At 59.3% G+C, this 13,624-nt stretch carries 8 protein-coding genes and 1 pseudogene; 4 read left to right on the top strand and 5 right to left on the bottom strand.

Annotated elements, in window-relative coordinates:
* Both BN871_RS14985 and BN871_RS14980 read right to left on the bottom strand, forming a co-directional pair.
* Window positions 1–476: response regulator (locus BN871_RS14985; protein WP_048747000.1), on the bottom strand; the 476-nt coding region annotated here is incomplete at its 3' end.
* Window positions 476–2,299, bottom strand: a complete 1,824-nt coding sequence (locus BN871_RS14980; protein WP_232313086.1) for a sensor histidine kinase — start codon at window positions 2,297–2,299, stop codon at window positions 476–478. The genes BN871_RS14985 and BN871_RS14980, both read right to left, overlap by 1 nt.
* Before the next feature lie 479 nt (window positions 2,300–2,778).
* Here BN871_RS14980 and queC point away from each other — a divergent pair, with 479 nt between their 5' ends.
* From queC to queE, 3 genes are all read left to right on the top strand, one after another.
* Window positions 2,779–3,543 (top strand): 7-cyano-7-deazaguanine synthase QueC, encoded by a 765-nt coding sequence (queC, locus tag BN871_RS14975; protein WP_083436464.1) that lies wholly within the window; start codon window positions 2,779–2,781, stop codon window positions 3,541–3,543.
* On the top strand, window positions 3,543–3,980 hold the full coding sequence (locus tag BN871_RS14970; RefSeq protein ID WP_307721805.1) for a 6-carboxytetrahydropterin synthase: 438 nt from the start codon (window positions 3,543–3,545) through the stop codon (window positions 3,978–3,980). The genes queC and BN871_RS14970 overlap by 1 nt, the downstream gene beginning before the upstream one ends.
* Before the next feature lie 158 nt (window positions 3,981–4,138).
* The gene (gene queE, locus BN871_RS14965; RefSeq protein ID WP_083436463.1) at window positions 4,139–4,963 is read left to right on the top strand and encodes a 7-carboxy-7-deazaguanine synthase QueE; all 825 of its coding nucleotides are present in this window, start codon (window positions 4,139–4,141) and stop codon (window positions 4,961–4,963) included.
* Between the two features lie 239 nt (window positions 4,964–5,202).
* On the opposite strand, the gene BN871_RS14960 is transcribed toward queE, so the two are convergent.
* A complete protein-coding gene (locus tag BN871_RS14960; protein WP_021880379.1) occupies window positions 5,203–6,687 on the bottom strand; it encodes a hypothetical protein in 1,485 nt (494 codons plus the stop codon).
* A 424-nt stretch (window positions 6,688–7,111) separates the two neighbouring features.
* Between BN871_RS14960 and queF the strand changes: the two genes are divergently transcribed.
* Complete coding sequence (queF, locus tag BN871_RS14955; RefSeq protein WP_021880380.1) at window positions 7,112–7,618, top strand: preQ(1) synthase; 507 nt, start codon at window positions 7,112–7,114, stop codon at window positions 7,616–7,618.
* Between the two features lie 198 nt (window positions 7,619–7,816).
* Here queF and BN871_RS14950 read toward each other — a convergent pair.
* Window positions 7,817–9,210 (bottom strand): annotated as a pseudogene (locus BN871_RS14950) (amino acid permease).
* A gap of 262 nt (window positions 9,211–9,472) precedes the next feature.
* The gene (locus tag BN871_RS14945; RefSeq protein ID WP_053086987.1) at window positions 9,473–13,594 is read right to left on the bottom strand and encodes a S8 family serine peptidase; all 4,122 of its coding nucleotides are present in this window, start codon (window positions 13,592–13,594) and stop codon (window positions 9,473–9,475) included.
* Window positions 13,595–13,624: the final 30 nt, after the last annotated feature.

Raw genomic sequence — 13,624 nt, 5'->3', positions numbered from 1 at the left:
TCGGAGGGATCGATCTCGCCGCGCATCCAGCGGTAGAGGATGCGGTCCTTCAGGATGCCGAGCTCCTCCTCGGACAGGGCGAGCTCGGGAGGCTCCTCCTCCGCGTCAAGCTTGGCTGCCGTCGCAGCCAGCGTCGCCCGCAGCTCCTTGAAGTTGACGGGCTTCAGCAGGTAGTTCTCGATGCCGAGCGTCATGCCTTCCTTGAGATAGTCGAATTCGTTGTAGCCGCTCAGGATGATCGCCTTCAGCCCCGGCAGTATTCCCCGCGCTTCCCTGATCAGCTCCAGTCCGGACATGCCGGGCATCGTAATATCCGTGACGAGCAGATCGACGGGCTGCCTCTTCAGCTGCTCCAGCGCCGCCTTGCCGCTGCCTGCGACCGCGGCGATTTCCAGATCGAAGGCGGACCAGTCGATCGCATCCTGCAGGCCTTCCACAATAAAAGGCTCGTCATCGACGAGCATGACCCGATACATCAGCTTCTCTCCTCCTCGAGTTCGTCCGGAAACCGGATGATGACAGTCGTTCCTTGGCCAGCCTCGCTGGCGATCGACAAGCCGGCTTCGGGCCCATAGACGAGCCTAAGCCGCTCCGAGACGCTGTGCAGGCCGAAGGAGCCTTCAGCCTCGTCCGGAAGCGGAATCCGCATGCTCCGTTCCACTTCCTCCAGCCGCTGGTCGTCCATGCCCCTGCCGTTGTCCTCCAGCGTGATCGAGATCATGCCGCGAACGGCCTCGGCCCGGATCGAAAACCGGTTGTCGCTGCGGTCCGGATCGAGTCCATGCACGATATAGTTTTCGATGATCGGCTGCAGCGAGAGCTTGATGACCCCGCGTCCTCCGATCGTTCCCGCCATCTCGATGCTGTAGGCGAACCGGTCCTTGTAGCGGATCCGGAACAGCTCCAGGTACTGCCTTCCCAGCTCCAGCTCCTCCCGCAGCGGCACGATGCTCTGGCTGCTTACCATGCTGCGGAACAGCACGGACAGGCTGTAGATCATCTCCCCGGCGTCGTCGGCGCCTTGCGAGACGGCTCTCATCCGGATGACCTCCAGCGTATTGGAGAGGAAATGAGGATTGATGCGCGCCTGCAGGGCGGACAGCTCTGTATTTCGCTGCCTGATTTCCGCTTTGTATTCCTGCTCGATATGGCGGTCCAGCTGGTCGAGCATCCGATTGAAGCCGCTCGCGATCTGGCCGAGCTCGTCTCCGCGGGGATCGTGGATGCGGCCGGCCATGTCGCCGGTCTCGACCCGTCTCATGAGGCGGACCAGGCTTCCCGTTCGGCGCGCGACGCTGAACACCGCGATGGAGGGAAGGGCGACCGCGAACAGGATGCAGACCGCGCTCACGCTCAGGACGGTGCGCCGCACGCTCGCCGTCGCAGCGCGAATTTCCGACTTCGGAACGACGCTGACGACGTTGAAGCCGGCCGCGCTTTCGGGAAGCACCGATACGAGCGACGCTTCTTCCAGCTCTGCAGAGGGGGAGAGGGCGCTGATCCGGGAAGCGTACGGATAGAGCTTGCCGTAGTAGGCGCCGGAGGAGTCGAACACGACCTGGCCCTGCGGCGTCAGCACGAGAAGATAGCCCTTGAGGACGTCCGCGTACGTTGCCAGCGCCCGCTGGATGCCGTCCGAGCTGTAATAGACGAGCAGCTGCCCGATGTTCTGCAGCGTGGACGAATCGTTGATCGCGGACCGGACCGCGTACAGCCGCTTGTCCTCCAGCCCGAGGCCGGACCGGACCCAGGGGCTTGGAAGGCTTACCGGCGGCGTTTCCAGCGCCATCGCGTCGGGAATGTAGGACAGCGCCGAGTTCAGCTGCAGCAGCTGCGGATTGCCCTCCCTCCGGTAGGCGTACAGATACTGGACGCCGGAGCTGTACAGCAGCAGGTGCCGGATGTCGGCATCGCCTTCCGCCTTGCGCTCGAAATAAGTCAGCGCGTTGCCGAAGCCGGCGCGAGGCTCGTCCGCATAGCGGTCGATGCGGAAGCGGAAATAGTCCGCGAATGGATGCTGCAGCAGGTACGATACGTTTTGCGAAAGGGCCGTATCCTGGTAAATGTCGGAGACCATGCGCTGGACGGAATCGTTTTTGGCGGTCAGATAACCGCTTACGCTCTCCATGGCGCGCCGCTGGTTGCCGACAATGTCGCGTTCGATGGAGCCCGCCATGACGGCGTAGAGCAGATAGGAGAGGGTCACGATCGCCAGCACCGCAATGGCCGAAAAGGTGGCGAGCAGCTTGGTGAACAGGTTGTTGCGGATATAGGTGCGGTAGAAACTCCCGGCCTTCACGGATGGCCCTCTCCTTTCCCGGCCCTGGACAGGCGTCGGCATGGCTTGAATGGGGCTAATTATAGCACAAGTCAGCCCGTTTCCCAGCCTTTCGCCATGCCCGCCCTCGGAGGAGGAAGCCTTAAGAACCCGCTGCAAGGCGTAGCGCCCCGGATTGCTCTGTGGTATGCTAGCTGGGCAAGAAACACAACCGAAGACGAAGTCCGGGAAGGCGGCTCTGGCCGGCCATGCCCGGGAGAGGTTCGCGAACTCCCTCTATAAAAAACTACAAGGCGCACGATTCCCGCGGGGGATCCGTGTGTTTTGCGTTCGGCGGAAAGCAGCCTCTGTCATGAGGGGCATGCTTTCCGCCGTTTTCTTTGGCGCGCCGCCGCTCGTCGCTTGTTCGATGCGGCAGAGCCGTACAGCTCGGGATCCAGAGATATGGAGTTAATCGCTGCTCTCTCTTCGGCCATCATGGAGAGGGGAAGTTGAAGCAAATGAAGAGATTGGAAAAAAGAAAAGGCAAGGCGGTCGTCGTTTTCAGCGGAGGCCAGGACAGCACGACCTGCCTGTTCTGGGCACTGGAGCGCTATGAGGAAGTGGAGGCCGTCACCTTCCGGTACGGACAGCGCCATGCGCTGGAGCTCCAATGCGCCGCATCCATCGCGGCAGAACTCGGCATCCGCCACCATATGCTGGACATGAGCCTGCTCGGACAGCTTGCTCCGAGCTCGCTGACGAGGGAGGACCTCGCGGTAGCGGACGCTCCCGAAGCGGGAGGACTCCCGAATACGTTCGTGCCGGGACGCAACCTGATGTTCCTGTCGTTTGCCGCCGTCCTGGCCAAAGGGGTCGGAGCGGCCACGCTTGTCACCGGAGTGTGCGAGACGGACTTCAGCGGATATCCGGATTGCCGGAACATCTTCATCCAGTCGCTGAACGTGACGCTCAATCTGGCGATGGAGGAGAATTTCGTCATCGAGACGCCGCTCATGTGGCTGGACAAGGAACAGGTATGGGAGCTGTCGGATCAGCTGGGAGCCTTTGAATTCGTCCGGGAAAAAACGCTGACCTGCTACAACGGCGTGCCTGCCGACGGCTGCGGGGAGTGCCCGGCGTGCAAGCTGCGCCGCAATGGCCTGGAGCGTTATCTGACTCGGCGCGCAGCAGCGGCAGCAGGCGTTGGCGCGCAAGCCGGAGCAGCAAACGCTGCAGGCATGCGGGATGAAGCAAGAACGGATGCTGGCGGTGAGCTCCGATAATGCAAACCCTTTATCCGTCTCCGCCCCATTCGTTCCGATATGAGCTGCATAAGGAGTTTCATTTTGCAGCGGCCCATTATATTCCCGCCGAAGAGGCGGGCAGCTGCAGCCGCGTGCACGGCCATACCTATTACGCCGATGTGACGGTTGCCGGCGACAAGCTGGACGGCTGCGGCTTCCTTGTCAATTTCTCCGAGGTCAAACGGCTTGTCCGCGACCGGTTCGACCACCGTCTGCTCAACGACGACGAGCGGTTCGGCTCGGAGGCTGCCGACGATCCGGAGACGTTCCCGACGACCGAAGTCGTGGCGCGAACCGTATGGCAGCTGGTGCAGGAAGAGCTGGACCGGCGCGGCAACGGCGCCCGCTGCCTGCAGGTGTTCCTGCGGGAAACGCCGTCCAGCTACGTCATCTACCGTCCCGAGGCCGTCCGATGAGCGGGGCTCAGATCGGAGCCGGCCGAGAGGAAGCGGCGGGGCAGGGCGCATTTGCGCCTGGCGCCGGTTCGGGCATCGAGGAGCAGGCAGCATCCGCAGCTGCCGCTGGTTCGGGAATTGCGGAGCAGGGTGTAACCGACGTGGACGCCGGTTCGGGCATGGAGGAGCAGGCTGCATCCGCGCCTCCTTCCGGTTCAGGCATCGCGGCGCAGGTGCCCGCCTTGGCAGCATCCAGCGCTGCGGCAAAGCCTTCCGTTCGCGGACGAATTCCGGTGCTGGAGATTTTCGGCCCTACCGTGCAGGGCGAGGGCATGGTCATCGGCGTCAAAACGATGTTCGTCCGGACGGCTGGCTGCGACTACAGCTGCTCCTGGTGCGATTCCGCCTTTACGTGGGACGGATCGGCGAAGGACGAGATCCGCTGGATGGAGCCGGAAGAAATCGCCGGGGAGCTCGAACGGCTGGCAGGCGGCAGGACGCCCGGCCACGTCACGCTCTCGGGCGGCAATCCGGCGCTGCTCCGTCCTCTCGGCGGGTTGATCGACCTCTTGCATTCGCGCGGAGCGCTTGTGGCCCTCGAGACGCAAGGAAGCCGCTGGCAGGACTGGTTCGCGGACATTGACGAGCTCACCCTGTCGCCGAAGCCGCCTAGTTCCGGGATGGACACGGATTGGACGGTACTGGAGACTATCGCGGCGAGACTGGCGGAGGCCGGCCGGCTGCCGTCGTTGAAGGTCGTCGTCATGAGCGCGGAGGACCTCGCTTATGCGAAGGAGGTTCATCGGCGCTTCCCGGAGATTCCGATGTTCCTGCAAGCCGGCAACGATCGGCTTGAGGAGCCGGATGCGGCGGCGCTCCGCAATTATTTGGCTGATCGATACGAGCGGCTGGTGGATATGGTCATGGACGATCCGGAGTGGAGCCGGGTACGCGTGCTGCCTCAGCTGCATGCGTGGCTTTGGGGCAACAAGCGGGGCGTTTAGCGGTAGGGAGTGAAGGAAGCCTTCTCCCCGGCAGAGCAAAAATGCCCTCCCCAGGATAGGGGGGCATGGATGCTTTCGGGTTGCTTTCGTTCATGGGATGCGGCATGAAAAGACTGCAGATTCAATCCGGGTCGAGCTCATTCCGCAGGATGGCATTCCGGCAAGACGAGGCCATAGCTCCCAAAGCGATATGCGGGAAATTCAGGCTTTGCCGGCAGTCACATTCGGCCGGCCGGGCATCAGGTCGGCTTTTTCCCGTTCACCTGGAACACGGAGCCGTAGTCGCCGGAATAGATCGGCGATCCGTATTTGCTCAGCCAGGTCGTGTAGAAGCGGCTGGAGGCGTTTTTGCGTGTGACGATGACGTAGTCGGGATGGTTGGCGTCCACAAGATCGGTGACGTATACCGGGAAGCCGTACATGGACTGCTCGAAGGCGGTCCAGCCGAAGACGGTTTTGGTCGCGTCCGTAATGAACGGATCCTGCCGCCCGTCCGCCAGCACGTCGCCGCCGCGGAACATGACATAACCGGATGAGCCGTACAGCGTCATGACCTTGGGCCTCGCAGGGCCTTGGAAATGCTCCAGGATGTAGTCCATTTCCTTCACCGGGTACTTGTAGGAGTTCGGCTGCGGCGTATGCTGGAAGTTGTAGACGACGTTCACGCCGAGCCCCAGTAAGAGGCCGATGATCAGCGGCTTCACGCTGAGGCTGAGCCGGAAACGGCGCAGCCCGGGAACCGACTCGATGACGGCCGCGGCAAAATACAGGACGAACAGCCACATGAAGAAATGATACTTGTAGTTGGACACGCCGAGGAAAAAGATTCCCATCATGAAGATGAAGCGGAAAAACCGCTTGTGGATCGAGAACGGCAGCAGCGCGACGAATGCCAGCAGCATGCAGGTCGCGGCCAGATTGCCCATGCTGTTGAACTGGATGGCCTTCCACTCGTTGATGAGCAGGTTGAAGTTGCCGTGCGTCACCGTGAGGATGAAGAAGATGCTTTTCGGTCCTGCCGCATTCAGGAAGCCGGCGCCGATGACCGTGACCGCAACGACCAGCCAACGCCAGCCGATGCGCCGGTTCAGCAGCTTGCGGGTAACGAGGCTTTCCAGCAGCGCCATTCCCATGAACACGATGATGACCGGCCAGACGCCGGAGTGGAAATTGGCGATCAGCAGCGAGATGAGAGGGAGCAGAACCATGTAGCGGGCTGCCGGCTTGATCTGGAATTCGCGCAGGAAAACGAAGAACCAGACGATGAGAAACGCGGAGATCATTTGCGGCCGGGTCGTGAAGTAAATGTCGTAGATGCCCCACATGACAGGCAGCAGGAGCAGCATCAGGATCGGCTCGCGGCCCCGGGACGGCAGGCCGAGCTCCTTGCGCGAGACGAGCATCATGCGGTAGAGGCCGAGCACGAGCAGAATCATGCAGGCGGCGGTAAGCAGGTAGGTGCCGGCCCAGCCGAAGGCATCGTACAGCAGCGCGATGACGGCCTGAAACCCGACCTCATGCGGAACATAAGGGAGCTTGTCGTCGCCGTAAAAGGTATGGATGGCGGTATGCGGAACCTTGCCGGCCTCCAGCATGGACTTGCCGACCTCGATATGCCAGAACGTATCCGGGTCGTTGTACGATTCGGACGGCGGCATCAGAAACACGATGACCGATAGAACGAGCGCGGCGATGACCGCCGCAGCGGCGATACGGATTTTCATGGGGATGCTCCTTGCCGGTATGGTCTTGGAATGGACAATCAGTTCCCTTCATTATAGGGGCGCAGGAATGCTCCGGCAACGGAGCTCTCCGGATCCTCCTTTCAACGTTGAGGAAGAGAGAGGTTGCAGGTACGCGGGGCTGAGGGCGGGCAGCAGGAATTGCGGAGACGGGTGCAGTCCTTTGCAAGCGGCAAGGAAACATCCATGTACGGAACAACGCGGCAGCGATGTGTACAACAATGCAGCACCTGCGTCACAACAGCGCAGCATCTATGCACACAGCAACGCAGCATCTATGCACACAGCAACGCAGCATCTATGTACACAACAGCATGGCCTCAAGCAGACAAGAAGACTAGAAGGCCGCCATAGCAGACCGCACAGACATAGCAGATCAATTGAAATCCAGAAAGGAAGATAATCCATGAACGAACAACAAGGACGCTCGCAAGCCGAATTGGACGGCGTCACGCTGCTGGGCAACCAAGGGACGAAGTACCCTTCCACGTATGCCCCGGAGGTGCTGGAGAGCTTCGTCAACAAACATCCGGACCGGGATTACCGCGTCAAATTCAACTGCCCCGAGTTCACGAGCCTATGCCCGATGACGGGACAGCCGGATTTTGCTACGATCTATATCGCCTACATTCCCGACAAGCTGATGGTCGAGAGCAAATCGCTCAAGCTGTATCTGTTCAGCTTCCGCAATCACGGCGACTTCCACGAGGATTGCATGAACATCATCATGAACGACCTCATCAAGCTGATGGAGCCCCGCTACATCGAAGTATGGGGCAAGTTCACTCCGCGCGGCGGCATTTCCATCGATCCCTACTGCAACTGGGGCAAGCCGGGCACGAAATACGAGCAGATGGCGGAATACCGCATGATGAACCTGGATCTGTATCCGGAGAAAGTAGACAACCGGTAGGGAATCGACAGCCAAAAATAGCGGGTGCAGGATGATACGGATATAGAAGGAATAGATGAGGGCGGAATGCTTGGATTACAGCTTGCCAACCCCGACTTTCATCCACTCGCCGGAATAGCCTCATTTTTATCTCTTGGTTTGGATCTTATTATAGGACAAAATGAAAGAGAGCGCTCCATGCGGGGGCGCTCTCTTCGTTTATTCCTGCCTTGGTGTCAGGTCGCATTCCTCCAGCTTGAGGAGCTTGGTTTTATGTTTCCACTTATGCCCCAGCCAGATGGCTAGGAACAGCGGCAAGCCGAAGTAGGAGGCGGCGATGAACGCCCAGTCGACTTTCCCGTCCTCGATGCCGCCGACGAATTGGCCGCCGATGACGGCGATGCAGAGAATCATGGCGAGAACCGGGCCGAATGGATACCATTTGGCCCGGTAAGGCAGCTCGTCGAGCGAGCGGCTTTGGGCCTTCCAGGCGCGCCGGAAGCGGTAATGGCTCACCGCGATGCCGAGCCAGACGATGAACCCGGACATGCCCGATGCGTTGAGCAGCCAGACGTAGACGACGCCGTCGCCGAACAGGGATGCGAGGAACGCGAGTAGGCCGAAGGCGCTCGTCACAAGCAGAGCGGCGAAGGGGACGCCGCGACGGTTAAGGCGAGCCAGCCAGCCAGCCAGCGAGGAGCTTTGCCCTCCTTGGCCAGCACCTACAGCATGCGGGTCGAGGCGTACAGGCCGGAGTTGCCGGCCGAGAGCACCGAGGTCAGGATGACAGCGTTCATGACGGATGCTGCGATGCTGAGGCCTGCCTTCTCGAATAGAATCGTGAACGGACTCATGCGGACTTCGTCGCTGGCCAACTCGGGAGCGGTGTAAGGAATGAGCAGGCCGATGATGAAAATGGCCACCATATAGAACAGCAGGATGCGCCAGAAGATCGTGCGGATCGCGCGTGGCACGTTGCGGCGCGGGTTCTCGCTCTCGCCGGCCGCGACTCCGACCAGTTCTGTTCCCTGGAACGAGAAGCCGGCGGCCGCGAAGACGCCCATGACGGCGAGCAGCCCGTTCGGGAACGGCGTCTCGGTCAGTCTGCCGATATCGCCGCTTTGGCCGCGCCAGATGCCAAGCACCATGAGCAGGCCGAGCGCGATGAACACGAGAATCGTGGCAATCTTGATCATGGCGAACCAGAACTCCGATTCTCCGTACGCCCGGACCGAGAGCAGATTCAAGCCGACGAGCAAAATAAGGAAGACAGCCGACCAGAGGATGGAGGGACTGTCCGGGAACCAGAATTTAAGGATCAGGGTGGCGGCAGCAAGTTCTGCTGCAAGCGTAATCGCCCAGTTGTACCAATAATTCCAGCCCATCGCGAACCCGAGGGATGGATCGACGAACCGGCTGGCATAGGTGCTGAACGTCCCGGACTCCGGCATGTAGGTCGCCATTTCGCCGAGGCTGGTCATGAGGAAGTAGACCATGATGCCGATCAGCGCATAAGCAAGCAAGGCGCCGCCGGCTCCGGCCGAGTGGATCGCCCCGCCGCTGGCCAGGAACAGTCCGGTGCCGATAGAGCCGCCGAGGGAAATCATGGCCATATGTCTGGCCTTCAAGCCTCTTCGGAGCTTTCCTCCTTCAACTGCTGGCGTGGTTGAAGATTCTTTAGCCAATCTTGCACGCTCCGTTCATGATTAACCGCATAGCGGTAGTGGTTGATTTACAAAATTATTATCGTAATGGACAAAAGCATCGAGCTCAAGCTTTTTTTTGGAATTATTCTTATCTTAGACGGAGATGTATGATTCCAGTCATAAAAAAACACCTGATCCCCATGGGGATCAGGTGTCGGGATGAGCGAGCTTAGATCAGCTTGCCGCCTTGAAGCAGCTTGTAGATGACGGTTGCGGCCGCTTCGCGGGTCGTAGGAGCTGCCGGCTGGAACACGGTGGAACCGTTCGCCGAGGAGCCTTCCATCAGGCCTGCCGCCGTTACGAAGGCAATGCTGTCCTTCGCGAAGGCGCCGAAGCTTGCAGCGTCGCCATACGTGCTGATTTTGCCGCCCGTTGCTTTGATATCAAGCAGAGTGGAGGCTTTGGCCAGCATGACGGACAGTTCCTGGCGGCTGATGATGCCGTCTGGACGGAACGAGCCGTCGTTGTAGCCGTTGATGAGGCCTGCTGCATAAGCAGCATTTACAGCATCGCTGTACCATGCGCCGGCTTTGAGGTCGGTGAATGGAGCAGAGGTCGTCGTGCTGAGGCCAAGGCCGCGCGTCAGCATTGCGGCAAATTCGGCGCGGGTGACGGAAGTCTTCGGCGAGAACTTCGTCGCGGACGTGCCGTTGATCAGCAGCTTCTCAGCCAGAGCCTGGATGCGGCTCTGAGCCCACGAAGCCGAGATGTCGTTGAACGCGACGGCTTTCTTGGCTACGGCATAGGTGGAGAAGCCAGGGCGGTTCACGACAACAGTCGTCGTTCCGTCTTCATTGGCAGTGAATACGGCTGGAGCCGGTGCTTCCTTGCCGTTCTCGAGGAACAGGACGCCGGCTTTTTCAGCCGATACGCCTTTGTCCAGTGTGAACGAGCGTTTGATGAAGGTCGAAGCAGGTACGCTAATTTCTTTGGATACAGAACCGGTCACAACGTTCACTTGGAACGTAACCGGAGTGCCAACGACGCTGGCTGTTGCAAATTTGGAGTCGGCAGCCTTTTGGATGATAAGCTCAAGGCCGCTCCCTGCCGGTACGGATTTCAAGAGCGAGAGCGGAAGCTCAAGCGTCTCTGCGCCTGTCGTCAAGTAGAGCGAGCTGCCTGCTGGAGCAGTAGACAGCAGTTGAACTTGATCGGCTGGCAGGCTCAGCTTGGAAGCTTTTCCGGCTTCGGCAGCCGCGCTGACGACAAGAGCCAGCTTGGTCGTACCGGTGCCGATTGCGGCTTGCAGATCCGCATAGGTAACGGTGGTCACCGTTGCGGATGCTTCGGACGCAGTTGCGGACTTAACGGCGACCTGCTGTTGGCCTTGACCAACGACAGCCTTCAGGGAAGCCGTTGCATCCGATGGAGCAGGGGCTGGCGATGGAGCGGGAGCAGCTCCTGTGCCCGGGAAGAAGATCGGGCCGGTCGACGTACGGGCTACGGAGAACGGAAGGTAGCCGATCGTTTGGGCAGCGATTTTGCCTTTGACGATTTTCAGTGCCGTAACGTTGATGCCGTACTGGCCATCCTTCAGCTGTGCTGTCGTTACGTTACCTTCCTCGTCTTCAATTTTATAGGTACCGTCGAAGCGGTTCGTATAAACCTTGGTATCAAGGACGGAACCAGTGGAATAAGCGTCGGTATACGTGACATAACCGACTGTATCGTCGTTGATGTCGTTGATGGTGATTTCATAGTAGTTCATGCCTTGCGCAGCAAGACGGAACGAGATGTCCATGAAGTCATTGATGCCGTCTCCGTTAGGGGAGAGCTGGCGAGTCGACAGCGTCAGATCCTGGATGCCGTAGCCGGTGTCCGGCTTCTGATCGCCGACATGGACGACGAACGGGATGTGAAGCGTCGGCAAGCCTGCAGCAGTCAGGACAACTTGTCCCTCGTAGACGCCTTCGCGCGCATCCTTTTGAGGAGCCACGCTCAGAGAGAAAGCGGATTTGCTTCCTGCGCTGGCGGAAATCGTGCCATTTACGAGACCATCCAACGACACTTTGATTTTGCTGTTGTCCGGAGTATTGACCGGTTTATCCGAATAAGGATCGCCAGTTACTTCGCTATTAAGCGAGTAGGTGGCGTTGTAAGTAACCGCTGCATCGGAGGTGTTGTTGACCTGCAGATTGATCGTCTTGAAATCGCTGCCTGCCTTCATGACTCCAAAGCTGGCGTTGTCGCCGTAGTTCGTCGTCGGAACAGGGTTCATCTCTTTGTCATAGAGAACAAGCTGCTCCACCGTTTGCAGAACGGCAGGAGTTTTGATCGCTTCCGCGATGTTGACGCGTCCTGCTCCTTGGGAATACACATCGTACAATGTACCTTCCGCGTCGGAGATCGGATCAGCCGTATTGGCGAGTGCCGCGCGGATTTCGAAAGGAGTCCAATCCGGATGCTCCTGCTGAAGCAGGGCAGCGAGCCCGGCAACATGCGGCGTCGCCATGCTGGTGCCGCTGATGCGATTGTAGGCTTCCGCATAGCTGGCTTCAGGATTCGTCTTGCCGTATGCCGGCCAAGTGGACAAGATATTCACGCCCGGGGCGGTGAAGTCCGGCTTGATGCCGAGAATGCCGTCCGAGTTCGGGCCGCGCGAGCTGAAGTCGGCCATGTGGTCGCCTTGATCCACCGTTTTTGGATAGATGGAATCAAAGGCGAGCTTGAGGCTGGCGCCTTGGTTGGCTTTCAAGAAGCGAGCCAGCGCGCGTCCTTTGGATCCTTCGAGATCAAAAGCAGGAATGAATTGCAGGCTGTCGCCCAGATAAGCCGTCGGGCCGATCCAGGAATCGCGTCCCGCAATGCTTTCGCTCAGATTGGCCGTATTCGCATCGGTTGTCAGCGCATTGCCGTTGAAGATGACGATAGCCTTGGCATGATGCTCCTTGGCGATGGCGATTTTGTCGACAAACGCCAGCGTGCCACGGGAAACGAAGACGATTTTATCTTTTACGTCGAGGCCTTTGTAATCCGCCTCGGCTCCGAGATTGGCGTAAACGGCTGCCTGCTCCTCGCTTCCGATCAAGGAGGCGAAGTCTTCTTTGCCGGTATACCAGCCCATGACGTTCAGGGCGTTGTTGGTATACACGCTGCCCGCCACCGTGCCGGCGGAGTTGTAGACCGAAGCGCTGACCGATGCTCCGTAATGGTTGCTTGGGCTGGTGGCTGCTCCAACGGAAATAGCCAGCTGGCTGGAAGCGGGGGAGCCCATGGAGTAGTAGTATTGCTCCGAATCCTGGGCATTGTTGCCGTTAGCCACGACAGCTACGACGCCGGCCAGGACCGCGTTGTTGATTGCGATAGAGTCGGGAGTAAATGCGTCCTTGGCATCATCGGAACCTAGAGACAGGTTGATGACATCCATTCCGTCCTGCACGGCATGCTCGATTCCGTCGATGACCTGCGCCGAGGAGCCGGAGGAGCGGCCGGTTTCTTTGTTGAAGCCGAGTACCTTGTAGACATACAGATCCGACTCGTAGGCCACGCCTTTATGGATGACATCGGAGTTGTTCTCTGCGCGGGCAGCGATCGTGCCGGACACATGCGTTCCGTGGGAGGTGCCTTTATTGCCGGTTTTTTCGTCCGGGGACTCCTCATAAGGATCATCCGTGTTGAAGTAGGAATCATGGCCGCCTTTGTAGGCGTTTTTCAGGTCCGGATGAAGGTAGTCCACACCGGTGTCGATGACGCCGACTTTGATGCCTTTGCCCGTCAGGCCGGCATCCCAAGCCTCGGGAACGCCGATCTGCTTGAGCGGATTGATGTCATACTTGTATGTCGTTTCAGTCGCGGTAGGGAAGCTTGTCGTCGGAACGGAATAATAAGTGCGGTTCTCATAGATTGATTTCACTCCTGCAATCTGGGCAAGAGCAGGAATCTGATTGGCCGGAAGCTCGACCTCCATTCCGTTCAGCACCGTATCGAACTGGTAGGTGACCTTAAGATCGATCCCGCTTTTCTTGGCAGAGGCGATGACACCGGATTGCTGGCGGCTGATCGCGCTCTCGGTCGCTTCGGAGCTGAGGGATTTGACGCCCATTTTTGCGGCGTATTTGCCCTCGGCGATCGTCGCTCCATCCAGCTGGACAATGACTTTGACAGGCTTGCTGGACGAGGTGTCCAGGCGGGAAGAGATCATGGCGTCGATTCCTTTGGTCAGGCTTTTGGCCAGAATACCAGAGGATACAGGCGATGCAGCGGCTTGGGCCACGAGCGGCTGAAGCAGCAGCGCGGCAGACAGCGTGGTGGACAAAGCGGTCAGAATGACTTTGCGGCGAGACTTCTGCAAGCAGGTACCTTCTTTCTATAAGTGTGGTGG

The sequence above is a fragment of the Paenibacillus sp. P22 genome (genome assembly GCF_000469945.2).
Lineage (GTDB): Bacteria > Bacillota > Bacilli > Paenibacillales > Paenibacillaceae > Paenibacillus_O > Paenibacillus_O humicus.
Note: the sequence above shows the minus strand (reverse complement) of the source record. Positions and strands in the feature narration are given on the sequence as shown.